This is a genomic window from Variovorax flavidus, assembly GCF_030317145.1.
Classification (GTDB): domain Bacteria; phylum Pseudomonadota; class Gammaproteobacteria; order Burkholderiales; family Burkholderiaceae_C; genus Variovorax; species Variovorax flavidus.
The window spans coordinates 73,189-94,084 of the sequence record NZ_JASZYE010000006.1; the positions used below are offsets into that span (position 1 = coordinate 73,189).

A 20,896-nucleotide genomic window follows, 5' to 3' on the forward strand; every position below is an offset into this window, starting at 1 on the left:
CAGATGCGCGACGCGCCCGTGCCAGCCTACAGCGGCGGAAGGGGCCGGGAGGTCTTTCGCTTTCTGCGCGGCGCCGCGTCACCGGGCGCGCTCGCATCCGCCGCCTGCTCCTGGCCGAAGCGCAGCGTCTCCTTGACCTGTTCCGCACCGCCGACCTGCATGGCACCGCCCGCCGCCGTCTCCAGTTGCTGCACCATGCGCGCGATGCGGTCCGCCACGCTTTCGTTGGAGAGCTTCTCGCGAAAGCGCTCCACCATCAGAGGAAAGGCGAAAGGCGTGGGGCGCGCCAGCGATTGCACGACCAGCTGCTGTGTCGCCATGCGCACGAGGCTGGCGCGCAGGCGCCCGATTTCGAGTTCCTGCGCGAGCAGTTCCTCTTCGGCCTGCTGCAGCAGGCGATTCGCCGGGTCGTATTTACGAAACACCTCGTAGAACAGCGATGACGAGGCCTGAAGCTGCTTGTTGCTTCGCCTCTCGCCCGGAAAGCTCTGGAAGATCAGCCCCGACACCCGTGCGATCTCGCGGAAGCGCCGCCGCGCCAGCTCGGTCGCGTTCAGCGACGCGAGCACCTCATGCAACAGTGCCGTGCGCTCGTCGTGCTGCGCGATGGCCTCCAGCGCCAGGGCGTCGTGCCCGGCCACCAGCACCTGCGGCAGCAAGGTCGGCCAATCGACTTCGGTCGCGCTCAGCAGTTCGAAGCCGTAGTCGTTCACCGCGATCGAGAAGGTGCGCGGCTCATGCTGCGCGACGCGCCACGCGATGAGGTTCGCGAGGCCCAGATGCACAGGTCGCCCGGCGAAGGGATACAGGAACAGATGCCATCCCTCGCGCGTCCTCAGCACTTCGGCGAGCAGCGTCTGCGGCGTCGGGAGCGCGGACCAGCGCTGCTGGATGTCGAGCAAGGGGCGCACGCACTGGAGTTCGGCCGTGTCGTAGCGACCTTCGCCCGCAAGTGCAAGCTGCTGCACCACGGCGTCGGCCAGCGTGCTCGACAGCGGCATACGCCCGCCGTTCCAGCGCGGAACGGCGGGCCGCTTGCCGCTCGCCCGACGGACCCACGCCGTCATCTCGTGGACGCGCACCAGTTCCAGCAGTCGCCCGCCGAACAGGAAGCAGTCGCCGGGCTTCAGTCGCGCGACGAAGCCCTCCTCCACGCTGCCGATCTTCCCGCCGCTGACGAACTGCACCGACATGCTCGCATCGCTCACGATGGTGCCGATATTCGACCGGTGGCGACGCGCGAGCCGCGCATCGGGCACGCGCCAGATGCCCTCCGCATCGGGCACGGCGCGGCGGTAGTCCGGGTAGGCCGCCAGCGACGGTCCGCCTTGCGAGACGAAGTCCAGGCACCACTGCCAGCTTTCACGCGACAGGTTGGCGTAGGCGACGGTCTCGCGCACCTCGTCGTACAGCGCATCGGGCAGGAAGCCGCCGCCCAGCGCAATCGTCACGATGTGCTGCACCAGCACGTCCAGCGGCTGCTCCGGCGAAGTCCGGGCCTCGATGTGGCCGGCTGCGATTGCTGCGCGTGCAGCCGCGCCCTCCACGATCTCGATGCTGTGGGTCGGCACCAGCGTGATCCGCGATGGTCGCCCGGGTGCATGGCCCGAGCGTCCCGCGCGCTGAAGCAGCCGCGCCACGCCTTTGGGCGAACCGATCTGCAACACGCGCTCCACCGGCAGGAAGTCCACGCCCAGGTCCAGACTCGACGTGCAGACCACCGCACGAAGTTCGCCGTTCTTCAGGCCCAGCTCCACCCATTCGCGGACCGCGCGATCCAGCGAGCCGTGATGCAGCGCGATCAGCCCGGCCCACTCCGGCCGCGCTTCGAGCATCGCCTGATACCAGATCTCCGATTGCGAACGCGTGTTGGTGAAGACCAGCGTGGTGGTGCTGGCCGCGATCTCGTCGATCACCTGCGGCAGCATCGTGAGGCCCAGGTGCCCGCCCCACGGAAAGCGCTCGGCACGGCCGGGCAGCAGCGAATCGATGACCAGCGTCTTGGGCACCTCGCCCTGCACCAGCACGCCCGGCTCGCCGGCCAGCAGCGCCCGCATCGCGTCGTCGAGATTGCCCAGCGTGGCCGACATGCCCCACACCCGAAGCCCCGCGTTCCAGCGCCGCAGACGAGCCAGCGCAAGCTGGACCTGCACGCCACGCTTGTTGCCAAGCAGTTCGTGCCATTCGTCGACGACCACCATGCGCAGCGTGCCGAGCACGTCTCTTGCGTCCGCACGCGAGAGCAGCAGCGACAGGCTCTCCGGCGTGGTGACCAGCACCGTGGGGAGCCGCTGGTTCTGGGCGCTGCGTTCGGCCGCGCCGGTATCGCCGCTTCGGGCGCCGGCGCTCCAGTCGTGTGCCTCCGCACCGAGGCCCTCCAGGGCCTGCTGTAAGGCGCGCAAGGTGTCAGCCGCCAGGGCGCGCATCGGCGTCAGCCAGAGCACCGTGAGCGGCGGCGCATGGCGAGTGCCGGCGCGCCGTTCTTTCGCCTCGCCGGCGAACGCCAGCAGCGCACCGAGCCAGACCGCGTAGGTCTTACCGGCGCCGGTGGTCGCGTGCAGCAGACCCGAATGGCCGTCCGCGATGGCCTTCCACACGTCGCTCTGGAACTGGAAGGGTTTCCAGCCGCGGGCGGCGAACCACTCATCCAGTGCGCGCTTCGTGATCTTCATGAGGGCAGCAGCGCAGCGAGCGTCTGCAGGGTGTCGGCCTCTTCCACCGGCTTGTCCTCGCGCCAGCGCAGCATGCGCGGAAAGCGCACCGCGATGCCGCTCTTGTGCCGCGTGCTCCGCGCGATGCCTTCGAAGCCCAGCTCGAACACCAGCGTCGGCCGCACGCTGCGGACCGGGCCGAAGCTCTCGATCGTGGTCTTGCGGATCACCGCATCCACGCGCGCCATCTCGGCATCGGTCAACCCCGAGTAGGCCTTGGCGAAGGGCACGAGCTTGCGATCCTCGGCCTCGGGTGGCCCGTCCCACACGGCGAAGGTGTAGTCGCTGTAGAGGCTCGCTCGGCGGCCATGGCCGCGCTGGGCGTAGACCAGCACGGCGTCGACGGAGAGCGGCTCGATCTTCCACTTCCACCACACGCCCACGTCCTTCGTGCGCCCGACGCCATAGTGCGCATCACGCTGCTTGAGCATCATCCCTTCGACGCCCATCGAGCGGGCGGCTTCGCGCTGCCGAGCGAGATCGGCCCAGCTTTCTCCATGCAGCATCGGGCTGGCCACGAGCGAGGGATGTTGCGCATCGACGAGAAGATCGTCGAGCAGCACACGGCGCTCCTGCTGCGGCAACGCACGCAGGTCCCGGCCTTGCCATTCGAGCAGGTCATAGGCCAGCAGCACGACGGGAATCTCGCGAAGCAACTTCGGGCCGAGCGTCTTGCGCCCGATGCGCTTCTGCAGCTCGGCAAAGGGCTGCACCCGGTCGTCGCGCCACACCACGATCTCGCCGTCGAGCACGGTGCCTTCGGGCAGCGTCTCGCCCATCACCGCGAGCTCGGGGAAGCGATCGGTCACCAACTCCTCGCCCCGCGACCACAACCAGACTTGCCCTGCGCGCTTGACCAGTTGTGCGCGGATGCCGTCCCACTTCCATTCGATGATCCATTGCGAGGGCGGACCCAGCGTGGTTTCGAATGCTTCGAGAGGCAGGTTGAAGGGATGTGCGAGGAAGAAGGGATAAGGCTGGCCGCTCGTCTGCTGGTCGAGTTCGCCGGTGCTTTCCGGCGCAATCAACGCGGCGTAGTCGGCCGCTGTGGGCTGGCCGCTGATGTGCGTGTAGCCCATGAGCCGCTGCGCGACGCGCTTGGGATCGAGCGCACCGACCGCCGCCAGGGCCTGCGTGACCTGCAATCGCGAGACGCCGACGCGAAAGCCGCCCGTGATGAGCTTGAAGTACACCAGCCGCTCATCCACGGCCAGCCGCTTCCATTGCGACCGCAACGCATCCGCCAGTGCATCGGGCAGGGTCTTGCGCAAGGGCAGCAGATGCTGCTCGATCCAGGCCGCGAGCCCCAGGTCGTGCGTTTCGTCCGGCGGCGGCAGCAACAGCGAGATGGTCTCGGCCAAGTCGCCGACGGCTTCGTAGCTTTCGTCAAAGAGCCATTCGGGCAAGCCTGCCGACTCTTGCGCCAGCAGCCTCAGCAGCTTGGCAGGCACGAGTTGCCGCGGCTTGCCGCCGGCGAGGAAGTACACGGCCCAGGCCGCGTCCTCGGGCGTGGCGATTTGCAGGTAGCGCTGAAGGGCGGCCTGCTTCGCCAGGCTGGAAGTGGTCGCATCCAGTTCGCGATAGAGCGCGGCGAACTGCTTCATGGCGTCGCGGTGGCAGCAGCGGCCTCCGCGCCACCCTCTGCATCTTCATCCCCGTACTCGGTCCTGAAGGCCTGCGCATCCAGGCCGTTCTCGCCGAGCCATCGCACCATCACGGCCACGCTGCCATGCGTGACGAACACGCGCTCCGCGCCGGTCCCGGCGATGGCCTGCTGCAGGCCGGGCCAGTCGGCGTGGTCGGACATCACGAAGCCACTTTCCACGCCTCGGCGCCGCCGCGTGCCGCGCAGTTGCATCCAGCCGCTCGCGAAGGCATCCGAGTAGTTGCCGAAGCGGCGCATCCACGGCGTGCCTTGGGCCGACGGCGGCGCGAGCACCAACGCGCGTTGAAGCAGCGCCGCATCGACACCCGGATCGCTCACGCGCAAGGTCGGCGGCAAGGCGACACCGGCCGCGCGATACACGGCATTCAACGGCTCGACCGCGCCGTGCACCACGATCGGCCCGATGCTCGCGTCCACGCCGTGCAGGATGCGCTGCGCCTTGCCGAACGCATAGCAGAGCAGCACCGACGCCCTGCCCTGCTGCGCGTTGGCACGCCACCAGTCGTTGATCTCGGCAAACAGCACCTGCTGTGTCGGCCAGCGGTAGATCGGCAGGCCGAAGGTCGACTCGGTGATGAAGGTGTCGCAAGGCACCGGTTCGAAGGGCGCGCAGGTGCCGTCAGGCTCGGTCTTGTAGTCGCCCGACGCGACCCACACCCGCCCGCCATGCTCCAGCCGCACCTGCGCCGAGCCGAGCACGTGGCCCGCCGGATGCAGCGACAGCCGCACGCCGTTGTGGACGATGCTCTCGCCATAGGCCAGCGTCTGCAGCGTGATCTCGCCGAGCCGGGTGCGCACCGTGCCCGCGCTGTCGGTGTGCGCGAGATAGTGGCCGTGGCCCACGCGTGCATGGTCCGAGTGCGCATGCGTGATCACGGCGCGATCGACCGGACGCCATGGGTCGATGTAGAAATCGCCCGGCGGGCAGTAGAGGCCCTCGGGGCGAGCGACGACGAGGTCGCTCGAAGCGGGGACGTCGGACGGTGGATGGGTCATGAGGCGACCGACATCGTAGGTCGTGCCGCCCGGTCCCGCGCCACGTTGGAGGCGCGACGCTCTGTCGGCGCGCACCTACCTTTCCGAAGAACGATGGGGAAATCTCCCGAAGGTCCGTCACGGCGGCCACGCAGCCCTTGGTCGTGAAGCCTGGCAGCCTGCGGCCACTACGATCGCATCGCTAAGAAAGGGAGATATGAAACTTATACGATCATTCATCCGTGATGGCGACACCACCACGGTCAACGGAAAGGTGCGAGTGCCACCAGGTACGGTGACGGTGGGAACACCGCCCAAATACCTCTGCTTCGAGGGCGACCCGGTTGACTGCCCCGATTGCAAGACGACGGGCGTCACGCGATGCATCCCGCCGTTCCGGCCATACACCGGTCCTGACGGACGCCAAGTCAATCTGGACGGGGATTTGTGCATCTGTGCATGCGCCAGTCCACCGCGACTCAAGGCGCTGTTCGACAGCATGTGGATGGAATTCGAAAAGCACGAGGTGGCCGCCATGGCCGGCTCCTCGGGTTGGCTGGCCTATGCGGGGCACCAACAAGCGATCTCACGATTCGATCAATTCTTCGTGGCGCATGACAAGCAGACCAGGCAGCCTGTCAGCGGCTTCAGTTACGGCCTGAAGACGACCGCCCTGGAGCACCACGACACGCTCTATGACGACGGCGCGACCGCCAAGGCCTATGCGGAGGATGCGCAGAACCTAGTGCTGACCTACCTCGTCCAGACTTCCATGGGGATACGCCCATGAACGCACCGGTGAAGACGACCCGGATGACACCGGCGGAAAACAGGCAGGGAGTGCGCGTGGAGGTGGATGCGGTCTACCTGGACGATATCCCCAAGGCGATGGACAAGATGGGGTGGACCGTGTCGGCACAGCTGATGCGCCGCTGGTTCGCGACCAAGCCGGCCTGGGTCATGCCGCAGGAGTGGCGTGACGGTGAGCATCCGTCCAAGATGCCCATCAATTACACCTTGCTCCCCAAGAGCCAGGTCGACGAGCAAATCGTCAAGATGGCCTGGGCCCTCAACTTCGACCAAGTCAAGGCGGTCAGGGCGGTATTGCAGGGAAGCTGGAACTCCCCCAACGGCATCGACGTTCTACGGACTCGATTGAAGCACGCAGGTTGGAAGACTGGTCAGACCCTTCGTTTGGGGAACAAACACATGTCCGCCATGCAGCTTGACCTTGAGTCCCAGGTCAATGCGCTGAAACTGGGCAGCGCCTGGGACACGCTCAACGACTACTTCGGCGCGATTTTCAAAGCCTCGCTGAAAGTGGCCGTCGTCGGGAAGGCCTACCGCAGCCTGCTGACCGGCAAGAACTTGTTCGAAGTCGAGCAACTTGGGTTCTACATCCGCGACACCTACGACTTCAATGCCAGTTGGTACGACGATGCTTTCATGGGCCTCGGTGTATGGAGCAAGGAGCGCGTACTGACCAAGGCCCAAATGGCGGAATACAAGGCGCTCAGTAGCCGGACGCCAGCGTCGCTGATGGCCCGCCACTTGAGATACCCGTACTTCGTGCAGGTTGAGAACGCCGATTTCCGGCGCTGGCAACAGAAGCGCAACGAAGGCGGAGACTTCTTTGTTTTCTCGGACGTTCTTTGGGAGGCCTATCGTGGACCGGCCATTGAACTTTAGTAGGCGAGTCAGGCGCTGGGCAATCGTGGCGGCCCTTCTAGGCTGCGCCTGGTACTTGGTGTTCAAGTGGAACGCACTCGACTATCCATACAACAATCCGTATCCAAGTCCCAACGGCGAGTACTACATCACGAGGCACCAGACGGTATGGGAAAGACTCTGGCGCACCTACCCCGACCAATATGGGACGGCACGCCTTTACGAGAAGACCGGCAAGTTGCTGTACGAGGGCAAAACCCGGTTCGGTGATGGCGCTGGCCCCCACTGGTTCCCAGGTTTTGACGGCGACCCGCACCCCAAGCCTAAAGTCTTTATGAGTGAGGACGACGACGGGCAGTATTGGAACTACGAGCTCCCCACCTCGCCGGGACGTGATGAATAGGTACGGGCGACTCGAACGACCTCACCACACCGTCCACTTGGCCTCGCTGTGCGCCGAAGCCACCGTGCGCTCGATGAAGCGCACCCCGCGCGCACCATCCTTCACGTGGGGATAGTCCGCGGCCAGCGGGTCGACCTGCACACCCGAAAGCCGGGCGCGAATATCCGCCGCAACGCCGCCATAGACATTCGCGAAAGCCTCGATGAAGCCTTCCGGATGCCCCGCCGGCAAGCGACTTGCGCGCTGGGCGGCTTCGCACAGCCACGGCGCTCCCCGCGTGAGGACGCGCTTCGGCCCATCGAGCGGCAGATGCACCAGCTCGCTCGGCCGCTCCTGCCGCCACACGAGCGTGCCCAGCGAGCCCGAGACACGAAGCCGCAGGTCGTTCTCCAGCCCCGTATTGATCTGCGACGCAATCAGCACGCCGCGCGTCCCACCCCGAAAGCGCAGCAGCACGCTCCCATCGTCATCGAGTGCACGCCCGGCCACCATCGAACTCAGGTCCGCGCAGAGGCTTTCGATCTCCAGACCCGTGACCGTGGCCACCAGGTTCTCCGCATGCGACCCGATATCGCCGATGGCACCCGCAGCCCCGCTGCGCGCCGGATCACTGCGCCAGGCCGCCTGCTTGTTGCCCTCGCCTTCGAGCCGCGTCGCCAGCCAGCCCTGGTTGTATTCGACAACCACCTTGCGGATTTCGCCCAGTTCGCCCGAGCGCACCATCTCGCGCGCCTGCCGAACCATCGGATACCCGGTGTAGTTGTAGGTGACGCCGAACACCGTGCCCTTGCGCGCCACCGCCTCCACCAGCGCATCGGCCTGATCGCCGGTATGCACCAGCGGCTTGTCGCACACCACGTGAAAGCCAGCCTCCACGAACGCATGCGCCACCGGAAAGTGCACATGGTTCGGCGTGACGATCGAAACGAAGTCGATCCGCTCATCGGCCGGTCGCTTCAGCTCGTCATCCAGCAGCGCCCGCCAGTCCCCGTGATTGCGATCGTCCGCAAGGAACAGATCGCGCCCCGAGGCTTTCGCCTTCTCAGGACTTGAGGACAGCGCACCCGCCACCAGCTCGACCTGCCCGTCAAGCGCAATCGCCTTGCGATGCACCGCGCCGATGAATGCATCCCGCCCTCCGCCAACCATGGCGTAGCGCAGCCTGCGTTGAAAAGTATCGTGAGTCATGGATATTCATGCGCCGCGAAGCGCGCGCCGTTGGTGAAACACCGCGGAACCGGCTTTGCCGGTCCGCTGGTGTTGCCCCCGGTCAGGGGGTAGGCGAAGCGACACGAAGTGCGCGCAGCCTGGGGGCGAGCTCAGAACGGACTATCGGGGTGATAGAAGCTCTTGGCGTTGTCCTTGGTGATCAGCACCGAAGGAATGATCGTCGTCGCCGGCAGCTTCTCGCCCTTCAGGCGCGCCTCGGCCGTGAGCTTGATCGCGTCGTAGATGAACTTGGGCGAATAGCTCACGTCCGCATCGATGCGCGGGTCCTTGCCGTCGATGATGGTCTTGACCATGCCCTTGGCGCCCGCGCCGCCGAAGATCACCTTGATGTCATCGCGCTTGGCCTGCTCGACCGCCTTCAGCACGCCCACGGCCATGTCGTCGTCGGCGGCCCAGATGGCGTCGATGTTCTTGAAGCGCGTCAGGTAGTCCTGCGTGACCTTGAAGGCGTCGTCGCGGTTCCAGTTGGCGTACTTGGCATCGAGCAGCTTGATGTCGGGGTAGTTCTTGAGCACGCTGTTGAAGGCGTCCATGCGCTCGTTGTCCAGCGTGGTGGCGATGCCGCGCAGCGCAACCACGTTGCCCTTGCCGTTGAGTTTCTTCGCGATGTACTCGGCCGGAATCTTGCCGAAGGCGGTGTTGTCGCCGGCCACGTAGGCGTCCTGCGCGCTGGTGTCGGTCAGGCCGCGGTCGACCACGGTGACGTAGGTGCCCTTGGCCTTGACCTGGGCGACCGGCTTGGTGAGCGCTGCCGACTCGAAGGGGAAGATCACGAGCGCGTTGATCTTCGTCACCGTCGACAAGTCCTGCAGCTGGTTCGCCTGCTCGGGCGCGTTGGCTGCTGTCTTGATGGTGATCTTCAGGTCCTTGTGCTCTTTCTCGAGGTCCTTCTTCGCCTGGTTGGCCCAGTAGTTGATGCCGCCCATGAAGCTGTGCGTCGCCGCGGGGATCGACACGCCGAGATTCACCGGCTCGGCCGCGAGGGCCGGAAAGGCCGCGAAACTCGCGGCGGCGACGGCGCTCAGCGCCAGGCGTCGGGTGATGGAAGTCATGCTGCTTGTCTCCTTGTGGTGAATGAAATGGAACGGACGGAAATCCACACGCATCAGCGTCGCCCGCGCTGCAGGAAGGCGACGACGATGATCACGATGCCCTGCACCGCCGCGTTGAGGTACACGCTGATGATGCTGGTGAGGTTCAGGATGTTGCTGATGACCGAGAGCAGGATCGCGCCGATCACGGTGCCGGTGATGCTGCCCGCGCCGCCCTTGAGCGCGGTGCCGCCGACGATCACCGCGGCGATCGCCTCCAGCTCCCACAGCAGGCCGGTGGTCGGCGATGCCGAGCCGAGGCGCGGCACGTAGAGCAAGGTCGCGATGCCGACGCAGACGCCGAGCAGCACGTAGGTGAGGATCTTCACGCCGTCCACGCCGACGGCGGCATAGCGCGCCACCTGCTCGTTCGAGCCGATGGCCTGCACGTAGCGTCCGTAGGCGGTGCGGTTGAGGATGACGCCGCCGATCACCGCGACGATGAAGAACACCCACACCGGCACCGGAATGCCCAGCAGGCTCGCGTAGTAGACCGGCGCGTAGAGGTCCGACAGCTCGTTGTCGAGCGTGAGCGCGCCGCCGTCGGCAAAGTAGGTCAGGTAAGCGCGGAAGATGCCGAGCGTGCCCAGCGTCACGATGAAGGGCTCGATACGCCCCTTGGTGATCAGCAAGCCGTGCGCGAGGCCGAAGGTTGCGCCCAGCACCACGGCGAGCACAGCGCCGAGCATCACCGCCAGCAGCGGCGAACCGAGCGCCGGGCCCATCGCGTTGATGAACATGATCACGCAACCGGCGATCAATGCGGCCATCGAGCCCACCGACAGGTCGATGCCGCCGGAGATGATCACGAAGCACATGCCGACCGCGATGATGCCGATGAAGGCCGTGCGGGTGAGCACGTTCATCAGGTTGTCGAGCGTGGCGAAATCGCCATTGAGCAGCGTGCCGGCGATGCACAGCAGCACCAGGCCGATGACAGGGCCGAGGCCGTGCAGGCGCTGGAGCCAGTGCACCTTGGATTCGCCGCGATGGGCCGCGGCGGCCTCAGGCGTGGCTGGGGGCGGTTCCGGTGGCATGAGCGATGAGCTCCTCTTCGGTTAGATGGTCGGCGTCGAGCGTCGTGACGAGACGACCTGCGCGCATCACCGCGACGCGGTGGCACAGGCCGATCAGTTCCATCAACTCGGACGAGACGACGATCACGGCCAGCCCCTGACGGGCCAGTCGCTGGATCAGGAAATAGATGTCGCGCTTGGCGCCGACGTCGACGCCGCGCGTGGGCTCGTCGAGCACCACGACCTTGGGCTGCGGCTGCAGCACCTTCGCGAGCGCCAGCTTCTGCTGGTTGCCGCCGGAGAGCGACGAGGCCCGCGCATCGAGATCGCCGGTGCGGATGCCATAGTCCTTCACGGCCTCGGCCAGCGCAGCGCGTTCGGCATCGGGCTGCAGCCATGGCTTGGCGTAGCGTTCGAGCGCCATCAGCGTGAGGTTTTGGCGCAAGCCCAGGTGCACGTGCAGGCCCTTGCCCTTGCGGTCCTCGCTGAGGTAGGTCAGGCCGTGGCGGGCAGCTTCGCGGGGGTTGCGCAATGTCACCGCGCGTCCCTGGATCTCGACCGTGCCGCTCGCGGGACGCAGGCCCAGCAGGCCTTCGAAGAGTTCGGTGCGACCCGCACCCACCAAGCCCGCGAAGCCGAGGATTTCGCCGGGGCGCACTTCGAAGCTCGCGTTGTCCGCCCAGCCCGGCACGGTGAAGTTGCGCACCTGCATCGCCGGGGCGGTGTCCGTGACGACCACGTCGCGGGGCGGGTAGAGGTCCGCCAGCTCGCGGCCGACCATCAGGTTCGCCATCTGGTGGCGGGTGACGTCCGACGTCAGCGCGCGCGTCACGAAGCGGCCGTCGCGCATCACGACCACCTCGTCGGTCACGCGCTCCACCTCGTCGAGCTTGTGCGAGATGTAGACGATGGTCACGCCGTCCGCGCGGAGTTGCGCGATCAGCTTGAAGAGGCGTTCGGTCTCGCCGGGCGTGAGCGTGGCGGTGGGCTCGTCCATGATCAGCAGCCGCGCATGGCGCGAGACGGCCTTGGCGATCTCGACCAGTTGCTTCTCGGCGACGATCAGTCGACGCACCTTCGTCGTCGGATCGATGTTCAGCCCGACCTGCGCGAGCGCGGCGGCAGCGTCGCGCTCCATCGCGGCGTCGTCGAGCAGCCAGCCCTTTTTCTTCTCGTGGCCGAGGAAGATGTTCTGCGCAACGCTCAAGTCTTCGGCGAGGTTGAACTCCTGGTGGATCAGCACGATGCCCAGCGCCTCGGCATCGCGCGAGCTGGCGAATTCGTGCAGCTCGCCGTTGACCCGCAAGCTGCCGCCCGTGAGCGATTCGTAGCCCGCGAGGATCTTCATCAGCGTGGACTTGCCCGCGCCGTTTTCGCCGAGCAGGCCGTAGATGCGGCCGGGTTCGAGCGAGAAGCTCACGCCATGCAGCACCTCGACGGGGCCGAAGGACTTCAGGACCTTGTCGAACTCGACCGAGACGGCCGCCTTGGGGCTCAGCGCTTGCGCGCTCACTGGGCTCATGGCGCCACTCCCCGCGCCTTGAGCGTCTCCTGCATCGCCAGCACGCCCGCGCCGATCAGCCCAGCCTGCGCGCCCAGCGGCGTGTACTGGATCTCCAGGTGCCGTGTCGACAAGGCCAACGAGCGCTGATACACGCTCTGCCGCACCGCCGCGAGAAATAGCGGACCAATGCGCGTGATGCCGCCGCCGATGAATACGTGCGACGGATTGAAGAAGTTGACGATCGACGCAAGCATCTGTCCGATCAGGCTGCCGGCACGCTGCACGATCGCATTGGCTGCCGCATCGCCGGCACGGCTGGCCTGCCCGACATCGACTGCTTCGATGCGGCCTTGCGTGCGCAGGCATTCGGCCAGCGCATCGCTCTCCCCTGCTTCGGCCGCCTGTACCGCCATGCGAGTGATCGCCGGGCCCGCCGCCATCGCCTCGACACAGCCGAGGTTGCCGCAGTGGCAGCGCGGCCCTTCCTGGTCGACGCAGATGTGGCCGACGTCCCCGGCGGACCCGGCCGCGCCGCGGTACACCTCGCCATGGCAGACGATGCCGCAGCCGATGCCGGTGCCCACCTTGATCACGAGGAAGTTGGAGAGCGAGCGCTTCAGCCGCCAGAGTTCGCCGAGCGCCATCAGGTTGACGTCGTTGTCGACGAACACGGGCGCCGCGTAGTCTTCACGCAGGTAATCGCGGATCGAGAAGCTGTCCCAGGCCGGCATCAGCGGCGGGTTGACCAGTTGCCCGATTTCGAAGTTGACCGGTCCCGGCACGCCGATGCCGATGCCGATCACCTGCCTGGCGTCGAAGCCGGCCCGCGCCAGAAGTTCACGGACCAGCACGCGCACGCGCGCCAGGACGACGCCCGGACCTTCGCGCACGTCGGCCGGCTCGGCGTGATGCGCAAGCACTGCCATATCGGGGGCAAGAACGGCCACGTCGAGACTCGTGGCGCCGATGTCGACCCCCACCAGCGCCCCGAGGCCGCCATGCAGTTGCAGGTTTTCCGGGCGACGGCCACCGGAGGAGCGCTGCAATCCCGCCTCCGCGAGCAGCCCCTGTTCGACGAGACCGGCGATGAGTGAATTGGCTTTGCTCTTGGAGAAACCGAGCTGTTCGGCCATGCCATGGCGCGACCCGCCGGCGGACCAGAACGTGGTCTCCAGCAGTTGCATCTCGTCCGCGGTCAGTCGGCTCCAGGGGGCCAAGCGTTGTCTCCGTCGTATTCTTCTTTGCCTCCGCCGGTGTGACCGGTCGGAGCGCAGGCGAATACTAGGGTCGGAGCTTCAGCCGAACAAGACTTAACTTCGGCCAAATTCAAGCCGAAGTGACGCCAAAGCGACGCGCAAATGAAAAAAGCCGCCCGAAGGCGGCTTTTTGTTCGAAGCGAGCGGTGTCGCTTACTTCTTCTGACGGTACTTGCGCAGTGCGGCCAGTTGGGCGGCCATCACGGCGAGTTCCGACTGAGCCATCGCGATGTCGATGTCCGTCTTGGCGTTCTTCAGCGCTTCTTCGGCGGCGGCCTTGGCCACGTTGGCCTTCTCGTCGTCGAGGTCCTTGCCGCGGATCGCGGTGTCGGACAGCACGGTCACCGTGTTCGGCTGCACTTCCAGGATGCCGCCGGCCACGAAGACGAATTCCTCGCCGCCATCGGCCGTTTCGATGCGCACCGCGCCGGGGCGGATGCGCGTGATCAGCGGCGTGTGGCGCGGGTAGATGCCGAGCTCGCCGGCTTCACCGGGCAGCGCGACGAACTTGGCCTCGCCCGAGAAGATGGACTCCTCGGCGCTGACCACGTCCACATGAATGGTGCCTGCCATGGTGATTCCTTCTTAAGCGACCTTCTTGGCCTTTTCGAACGCTTCGTCGATGCCACCCACCATGTAGAACGCTTGTTCCGGCAGGTGGTCGGCTTCGCCGTTCACGATCATCTTGAAGCCGCGGATGGTTTCCGACAGCGGCACGTACTTGCCGGGCGAGCCGGTGAACACTTCGGCAACGTGGAAGGGCTGCGACAGGAAGCGCTGGATCTTCCGGGCGCGGGCCACGGCCAGCTTGTCTTCCGGTGCCAGTTCGTCCATGCCAAGAATCGCGATGATGTCGCGCAGTTCCTTGTAGCGCTGCAGCGTGCCTTGCACGGCGCGGGCCACGTTGTAGTGCTCTTCGCCAACCACCAGCGGGTCGAGCTGACGCGAGGTCGAGTCCAGCGGGTCCACGGCGGGGTAGATACCGAGCGAAGCGATGTCACGCGACAGCACCACGGTCGAGTCCAAGTGGGCGAAGGTCGTGGCGGGCGACGGGTCGGTCAAGTCGTCGGCAGGGACGTACACGGCCTGGATCGAGGTGATCGAGCCGACCTTGGTCGACGTGATCCGCTCTTGCAGACGGCCCATTTCCTCGGCCAGCGTCGGCTGGTAGCCCACGGCGGAAGGCATGCGGCCCAGCAGAGCCGACACTTCGGTACCGGCCAGCGTGTAGCGGTAGATGTTGTCGACGAAGAACAGAACGTCACGGCCTTCGTCGCGGAACGACTCGGCGATGGTCAGGCCGGTCAGCGCGACGCGCAGACGGTTGCCCGGGGGTTCGTTCATCTGGCCGTAGACCATGGCCACCTTCGAGTCTTCGAGCTTCTCGAGGTTCACGACGCCGGAGTCGGCCATCTCGTGATAGAAGTCGTTGCCTTCGCGAGTGCGCTCACCCACGCCGGCAAACACGGACAAGCCCGAGTGCGCCTTGGCGATGTTGTTGATGAGCTCCATCATGTTCACGGTCTTGCCCACGCCGGCACCGCCGAACAGGCCCACCTTGCCGCCCTTGGCGAACGGGCACACCAGGTCGATCACCTTGATGCCGGTTTCCAGCAGGTCTTGCGAGGGCGAGAGTTCGTCGTACTCGGGTGCCTTGCGGTGGATCGAGGCCTGGAGTTCCTGGCCCACTTCACCGCGTTCGTCGATGGGACGACCCAGCACGTCCATGATCCGGCCCAGCGTGGCCTTGCCCACGGGCACCGTGATGGGTGCGCCGGTGTTGGTCACGATCAGGCCGCGACGCAGGCCGTCGGACGAGCCCAGCGCAATGGTGCGCACCACGCCGTCGCCGAGCTGCTGCTGCACCTCGAGGGTCAGCCCGCCGCTTTCGTACTTCAGGGCGTCGTAGATCTTGGGCATCTTGTCGCGCGGAAATTCCACGTCGACCACGGCGCCGATACATTGAACGATCTTGCCTTGAACTGCTTCTGCTTGAGCCATGTCTGCTCCGATAAAAATTTAAATCTGTTGAGGTCCGAAGGGCTCAGACGCCCGCGGCCGCCGCGGCGCCCGAAACGATCTCCGACAGCTCTTTGGTGATGCCTGCCTGGCGGGTCTTGTTGTAGACCAGCTTGAGTTCGTTGATGACGTTGCCCGCGTTGTCGGTGGCCGACTTCATCGCGACCATGCGTGCCGACTGCTCCGAAGCCATGTTCTCGGCCACGGCCTGGTACACCAGCGATTCGACGTAGCGCACCAGCAGCTCGTCGATCACGCTCTGCGCATCGGGCTCGTAGATGTAGTCCCACGAGTGCTGGCCCTTCTCGACCTTCAGCGAGTCGGCCTGCAGCGGCAGCAGTTGCTCGACCACCGACTCCTGGCGCATCGTGTTGATGAACTTGGTGTAGCAGAGGTAGACCGCGCTGAGCTTGCCTTCGGCGTAAGCGTCGAGCAGCACCTTGACCGGGCCGATCAGCTTGTCGAGGTGCGGCGTGTCGCCCAGCTGGGTGACATGCGAGACCACGCGCGCGCCAACACGGTTCAGGAAACCCAGGCCCTTGTTGCCGATCGCGACGGCCTCGATGGCGACGCCAGCCGACTGCTCTTCGCGCATCTTGGTGGTCAAGGCGCGAAGCACGTTGGTGTTCATGCCGCCGCACAGACCCTTGTCGGTCGTGACGAGGATGAAGCCCGACGCCTTGACGTCGTGCGTCTTCATGAAGGCGTGCGTGTACTCCGGGTTCGCCTGGCCGAGATTGGCCGCGATGTTGCGGATCTTCTCGCTGTAGGGGCGGGCGGCACGCATGCGTTCCTGCGCCTTGCGCATCTTCGACGCGGCCACCATTTCCATGGCCTTGGTGATCTTCTTGGTGTTCTCCACCGATTTGATCTTGCCGCGGATTTCCTTACCAGCTGCCATTGGGGCTCCTTGCGTGGTCGATCAGGCGAACGACTTCTTGAACGACGTGACGGCTGCGGTCAGCTCGGCCTCGGCGTCCTTGTCGATGGCCTTGGCCTGTTCGATCTTGTCGAGCAGCGGGGCGTAGCTGGACTTGAGGAACTGGTGCAGGCCGTGTTCGAAAGGCAGAACCTTCTTCACGTCCAGGTCGTCCATGAAGCCCTTGTTCACGGCGAACAGCGAGGCACCCATCAGCGAGATGGGCAGCGGGCTGTACTGCGCCTGCTTCAGCAGTTCGGTCACGCGGGCACCGCGGTCGAGCTGCTTGCGGGTGGCTTCGTCGAGGTCGGAAGCGAACTGCGCGAACGCAGCCAGTTCACGGTACTGCGCCAGGTCGGTACGGATACCGCCGGACAGGCCCTTGATGACCTTCGTCTGTGCCGACGAACCCACGCGCGACACCGAGATACCGGCGTTGATGGCGGGGCGGATACCGGCGTTGAACAGGTTGGTTTCCAGGAAGATCTGGCCGTCGGTGATCGAGATCACGTTCGTCGGAACGAAGGCGGACACGTCGCCGGCTTGCGTTTCGATGATGGGCAGTGCGGTCAGCGAACCGGTCTTGCCCTTGACTTCACCCTTGGTGAAGGCTTCGACGTAGTCGGCGTTCACGCGGGCTGCGCGTTCGAGCAGACGGCTGTGGAGATAGAACACGTCGCCGGGGTAGGCTTCGCGGCCTGGCGGGCGGCGCAGCAGCAGCGAGACCTGACGGTAAGCCACGGCTTGCTTGGACAGGTCGTCATAGACGATCAGCGCGTCCTGGCCGCGGTCGCGGAAGTATTCGCCCATCGTGCAGCCCGAATAGGCGCTGACGTATTGCATGGCGGCCGATTCCGAAGCGGAGGCGGCAACCACGATGGTGTATTCCATCGCGCCGGCTTGTTCCAGAGCGCGCACCACGTTCTTGATCGACGAAGCCTTCTGGCCGATCGCAACGTAGACGCAGGTCATGTTCTGACCCTTCTGGTTGATGATCGCATCGATCGCCACGGCGGTCTTGCCGGTCTGGCGGTCGCCGATGATCAGCTCGCGCTGGCCACGGCCGATCGGCACCATCGAGTCGATGGACTTCAGGCCGGTCTGCATCGGCTGGTCGACGGACTTCCGTGCGATCACGCCGGGAGCGACCTTTTCGATCACGTCGGTCATCTTGGCGTTGACCGGACCCTTGCCGTCGATCGGCTGGCCCAGGGCGTTCACCACGCGGCCGATGAGTTCGGGGCCGACGGGCACTTCCAGAATGCGGCCCGTGCACTTGACGGTGTCGCCTTCGGAGATGTGCTCGTACTCGCCCAGAATCACGGCGCCCACCGAGTCGCGCTCGAGGTTCAGCGCGAGGCCGAACGACGGCGTGCCGTCGGCGCTGGGCGGGAACTCGAGCATTTCGCCCTGCATCGCGTCCGACAGGCCGTGCACGCGCACGATGCCGTCGGTCACCGACACCACGGTGCCTTCGTTGCGGATGTTCGCGCTGACGCCGAGACCCTCGATGCGGCTCTTGATCAGTTCGGAAATTTCTGCGGGATTGAGTTGCATGACTCTTTCCTTCTTTCTTTAAGGGGGCTGACGGCCTCAGGCGGCTGCCAGCGCAACTTTCATTTGTTCAAGGCGCGCTTTGACGGAGGTGTCGAGCACCTCGTCGCCGACCACCACACGGATGCCGCCGATCAGCGACGGATCCTGCTGGACCGTGACCTGCAGCTTGCGGCCGAAGCGCTTTTCGAGCGTTGCGGCGACGGTTCCCAGCGCGCTGGCATCGATGGGGAAGGCGCTGTACACCACCGCATCGGACGAGCCGCTCTGGGCGTTCGCCAGCGTCCGGAATTGCTTCGCGATTTCCGGCAGCGCGGTGAAGCGGCCGTTCTCGAGCAATGCCGTCAGGAAGTTGTTCGCTGCGGGCGGCAGCGGCGAACCGTTGGCACCGGCGATCACGCCGAGCACCTGTTCGGGCGTGGCCTTGGGGTTGTCCGCGAACTGCTGGAGCTCGGGGTTGCTGGCGATGGCTGCGACTTGTTCGAGCCATGCGCCGGCACCGGCCAGGTCCGACGAGGACGCCTTGAACAGCGCCTCGGCGTAGGGACGTGCAATGGTGGCGAGTTCTGCCATGGCTGATCAGAGTTCCGTTTGCAGGCGGGCGAGCAAATCGGCGTGGACGGCCGGATTCACTTCCTTGCGCAGGATCTGTTCAGCGCCCTTGACGGCCAGAGCAGCGACCTGCTCGCGCAGTGCTTCGCGTGCCTTGAGGGCCTGCTGGTCGGCTTCCACGCGGGCTGCCGCAACGATCTTGTTGCCTTCTTCCGTGGCGCGGGCCTTGGCCTCTTCAACGATGGCCTGCGCACGACGTTCGGCATCGGCAAGACGCTGGGCGGACTCGTTACGCGCCTGGCCGAGCTCGACTTCCACGCGCTTGTTGGCGGCGGACAGTTCGCTCTTGGCCTTGTCGGCGGCTGCGAGGCCTTCGGCGATCTTCTGGGCACGATCGTCCAGCGCCTTCGCGATCGGCGGCCACACAAACTTCATCGTGAACCCGACAAGAATCAGGAACACGATCATCTGGATGATCAGGGTACCGGTAATGCTCACTTTTCACCCTCTCTTTGGGAATGAATCCGCGGCCATTCAACGAAGAACGACATGGGTTCGACGAGAAAGCCTGGACCCGATTACTTCGGCAGGTTGGCGATTTGCGAGAGGAAGGGGTTGGCCGTTGCGAACCACAGCGCGATACCGGTACCGATAATGAACGCGGCGTCGATCAGACCAGCCAGCAGGAACATCTTGGTTTGCAGTTCGCCCATCAGCTCGGGTTGACGTGCAGCCGATTCGAGGTACTTGCTGCCCATGATGCCGATGCCGATACATGCACCGACAGCGCCCAGACCGATGATCAGGCCGGCGGCCAGTGCGACAAAGCTGATAACTTCCATGATGACTCCTAGAGGACTTTGGTTGAAGAGAAAAGAAAAACGAAAACGAACGGGATGATCAGTGGTGATCGTGCGCCTGGCCCACGTACACCAGCGTCAACATCATGAACACGAAGGCTTGCAGCGTGATGATCAGGATGTGGAAGATGGCCCAGGCCGTGCCGGCGATGATGTGGCCCAGGGCCAGCAGGATGCCGGTGGCGGACAGGGTCCATGCCCCGCCCATGAGGGCGATCAGCAGGAAGATCAGTTCGCCGGCGTACATGTTGCCGAACAGCCGCATGCCGTGCGAGACGGTCTTGGCGACGAACTCGATCATCTGCATCGCGAAGTTGAAGGGGTACAGCGCCCAGTGGTTGCCGAAAGGTGCCGTGAAGAGCTCGTGCACCCAGCCACCCAGGCCCTTGATCTTGATGTTGTAGTACAGGCAGATCAGCAGGACCGTGACCGAGAAGCCCATGGCCACCGAGAGGTCGGCCGTCGGCACGACGCGCAGGTAAGCATGGTGCGGATCGCCGTGGATCTGACCCCAGATGGCGGGCAGCAGGTCGACGGGCAGCAAGTCCATCGCATTGAGCAGGAAGATCCACAGGAAGATCGTCAGCGCCAGCGGAGCGACGAACTTGCGGCTCTCGGCGTTGTGAACGATGCCCTTGGCCTGCTGGTCGACAACTTCGACCAGGATTTCGACCGCAGCCTGGAAGCGCCCCGGCACGCCCGAAGTGGCCTTGCGCGCAGCCAGCCACATGAGCCAGCAGCCGAGCACGCCGAGCGCGATCGAGAAGAACAGCGAGTCGAAATTGAAAACGGAGAGGTCGGCGACGCCTCCGGGCTTCGAGCTTTGAAGATGCGTCAAATGGTGAACGATGTATTCACCAGCGGTCATACCGTGTTCCGCAGCGTTTTCAGCAGCCATCCGTTACTCGTCTCAAAGTTTCAGGCGCTTGGGGGCCAGCATCACCGCCACCCAAGCCGCCTTCATTGTCACCACCAAGCCCACCAGCATTGCCGGCCAGCTCAGCGCCACTACCAGCCTTGGCGCGGCGATCAGCATCGCCACCGTCAAGGCCATCTTGACCATTTCCCACAAGAAGAACCCAAACACCGCAGTGCCTGGATTCAGGGAAGAAAACCGTCCGGTCAGCCCCCGTGCGAACACCGCAGATGGAAGAACCACTGCCAGTGCGCCGTATGCGGCGGACCATCCCAGATTTTGCCTCCCCGTCAGACCCCAGGCGGCCAACGCCACCAGCAGTCCCGCAACGACCTGAATCGCGATCACGCGCCACGGCGAGATCAACGGCTTCCTGTCGCGTAGCCGTTGGGCCTCCTCGGCGGTCAACGGCTTGAAATCCTCGTCCAGGTCGGAACTGTCCTCATGGACGTCCTTCGAGACATCGCGGGCGATTGTTTTCATTGGAATGAAGCCCGGATGACGACCCAGAATTTCTACAAAGCCATTGATTATAAGTAAAAAGCCACGACCTTCC

The 20,896-nt window shown here is 65.1% G+C and carries 20 protein-coding genes; 3 read left to right on the plus strand and 17 right to left on the minus strand.

Features of this window, described 5'->3' with window-relative positions; translation table 11 throughout:
• Positions 1-26: 26 nt before the first annotated feature.
• From QTH90_RS24000 to QTH90_RS24010, 3 genes are read right to left on the minus strand one after another with little or no spacing between them, the layout of a single operon-like run.
• Positions 27-2,672 carry a ligase-associated DNA damage response DEXH box helicase gene (locus QTH90_RS24000; protein WP_286667085.1) on the minus strand — a complete coding sequence of 882 codons (2,646 nt, stop codon included), beginning with the start codon at positions 2,670-2,672 and terminating at the stop codon, positions 27-29.
• Positions 2,669-4,315, minus strand: coding sequence for an ATP-dependent DNA ligase (locus QTH90_RS24005; protein WP_286667086.1), 1,647 nt, complete (start codon positions 4,313-4,315; stop codon positions 2,669-2,671). Before QTH90_RS24005 ends, QTH90_RS24000 begins: the two co-directional genes overlap by 4 nt.
• Positions 4,312-5,373, minus strand: coding sequence for a ligase-associated DNA damage response exonuclease (locus QTH90_RS24010; RefSeq protein WP_286667087.1), 1,062 nt, complete (start codon positions 5,371-5,373; stop codon positions 4,312-4,314). The genes QTH90_RS24005 and QTH90_RS24010 overlap by 4 nt, the downstream gene beginning before the upstream one ends.
• A 196-nt stretch (positions 5,374-5,569) precedes the next feature.
• Here QTH90_RS24010 and QTH90_RS24015 point away from each other — a divergent pair, with 196 nt between their 5' ends.
• The 3 genes from QTH90_RS24015 to QTH90_RS24025 are packed head-to-tail and all read left to right on the plus strand — an operon-like array spanning position 5,570 to position 7,423.
• Positions 5,570-6,142, plus strand: a complete 573-nt coding sequence (locus tag QTH90_RS24015; protein WP_286667088.1) for a PAAR domain-containing protein — start codon at positions 5,570-5,572, stop codon at positions 6,140-6,142.
• On the plus strand, positions 6,139-7,041 hold the full coding sequence (locus QTH90_RS24020; protein WP_286667090.1) for a DUF6402 family protein: 903 nt from the start codon (positions 6,139-6,141) through the stop codon (positions 7,039-7,041). Before QTH90_RS24015 ends, QTH90_RS24020 begins: the two co-directional genes overlap by 4 nt.
• A gap of 25 nt (positions 7,042-7,066) precedes the next feature.
• A complete protein-coding gene (locus tag QTH90_RS24025; protein WP_286667091.1) occupies positions 7,067-7,423 on the plus strand; it encodes a hypothetical protein in 357 nt (118 codons plus the stop codon).
• 21 nt (positions 7,424-7,444) lie between these two features.
• Here the strand turns inward: QTH90_RS24025 and QTH90_RS24030 are convergent, their stop codons facing one another.
• The 14 genes from QTH90_RS24030 to QTH90_RS24095 all read right to left on the minus strand — a co-directional run bounded on the left by QTH90_RS24030 (position 7,445) and on the right by QTH90_RS24095 (position 20,823).
• Positions 7,445-8,611: a Gfo/Idh/MocA family protein gene (locus QTH90_RS24030; RefSeq protein ID WP_286667092.1), complete on the minus strand. Its 1,167-nt coding sequence runs from the start codon at positions 8,609-8,611 to the stop codon at positions 7,445-7,447.
• 131 nt (positions 8,612-8,742) lie between these two features.
• Entirely contained in the window at positions 8,743-9,705 is a 963-nt protein-coding gene (locus tag QTH90_RS24035; protein ID WP_286569570.1) for a substrate-binding domain-containing protein, read from the minus strand.
• 53 nt (positions 9,706-9,758) lie between these two features.
• On the minus strand, positions 9,759-10,781 hold the full coding sequence (locus tag QTH90_RS24040; protein WP_286667093.1) for an ABC transporter permease: 1,023 nt from the start codon (positions 10,779-10,781) through the stop codon (positions 9,759-9,761).
• Positions 10,750-12,282 (minus strand): sugar ABC transporter ATP-binding protein, encoded by a 1,533-nt coding sequence (locus tag QTH90_RS24045; protein ID WP_286667094.1) that lies wholly within the window; start codon positions 12,280-12,282, stop codon positions 10,750-10,752. The genes QTH90_RS24040 and QTH90_RS24045 overlap by 32 nt, the downstream gene beginning before the upstream one ends.
• Positions 12,279-13,448, minus strand: coding sequence for an ROK family protein (locus QTH90_RS24050; protein ID WP_286667249.1), 1,170 nt, complete (start codon positions 13,446-13,448; stop codon positions 12,279-12,281). The genes QTH90_RS24045 and QTH90_RS24050 overlap by 4 nt, the downstream gene beginning before the upstream one ends.
• Before the next feature lie 225 nt (positions 13,449-13,673).
• Positions 13,674-14,093: a F0F1 ATP synthase subunit epsilon gene (locus tag QTH90_RS24055; RefSeq protein ID WP_286569566.1), complete on the minus strand. Its 420-nt coding sequence runs from the start codon at positions 14,091-14,093 to the stop codon at positions 13,674-13,676.
• Positions 14,094-14,105: 12 nt separating this feature from the next.
• Positions 14,106-15,521 (minus strand): F0F1 ATP synthase subunit beta, encoded by a 1,416-nt coding sequence (gene atpD, locus QTH90_RS24060; RefSeq protein WP_286667095.1) that lies wholly within the window; start codon positions 15,519-15,521, stop codon positions 14,106-14,108.
• Positions 15,522-15,564: 43 nt separating this feature from the next.
• Entirely contained in the window at positions 15,565-16,440 is an 876-nt protein-coding gene (gene atpG / locus QTH90_RS24065) for a F0F1 ATP synthase subunit gamma (protein ID WP_286667096.1), read from the minus strand.
• A gap of 21 nt (positions 16,441-16,461) precedes the next feature.
• The gene (gene atpA / locus QTH90_RS24070; protein WP_286667097.1) at positions 16,462-18,015 is read right to left on the minus strand and encodes a F0F1 ATP synthase subunit alpha; all 1,554 of its coding nucleotides are present in this window, start codon (positions 18,013-18,015) and stop codon (positions 16,462-16,464) included.
• A 36-nt stretch (positions 18,016-18,051) separates the two neighbouring features.
• Positions 18,052-18,585: a F0F1 ATP synthase subunit delta gene (locus QTH90_RS24075; protein ID WP_286667098.1), complete on the minus strand. Its 534-nt coding sequence runs from the start codon at positions 18,583-18,585 to the stop codon at positions 18,052-18,054.
• A 6-nt stretch (positions 18,586-18,591) separates the two neighbouring features.
• Positions 18,592-19,062 (minus strand): F0F1 ATP synthase subunit B, encoded by a 471-nt coding sequence (locus tag QTH90_RS24080; protein WP_286569560.1) that lies wholly within the window; start codon positions 19,060-19,062, stop codon positions 18,592-18,594.
• A gap of 80 nt (positions 19,063-19,142) precedes the next feature.
• Positions 19,143-19,406 (minus strand): F0F1 ATP synthase subunit C, encoded by a 264-nt coding sequence (atpE, locus tag QTH90_RS24085; protein ID WP_019657641.1) that lies wholly within the window; start codon positions 19,404-19,406, stop codon positions 19,143-19,145.
• 58 nt (positions 19,407-19,464) lie between these two features.
• Positions 19,465-20,322 (minus strand): F0F1 ATP synthase subunit A, encoded by an 858-nt coding sequence (gene atpB, locus QTH90_RS24090; RefSeq protein ID WP_286667099.1) that lies wholly within the window; start codon positions 20,320-20,322, stop codon positions 19,465-19,467.
• A 12-nt stretch (positions 20,323-20,334) separates the two neighbouring features.
• Positions 20,335-20,823, minus strand: a complete 489-nt coding sequence (locus tag QTH90_RS24095) for an ATP synthase subunit I (protein WP_286667100.1) — start codon at positions 20,821-20,823, stop codon at positions 20,335-20,337.
• Between the last annotated feature and the right edge of the window lie 73 nt (positions 20,824-20,896).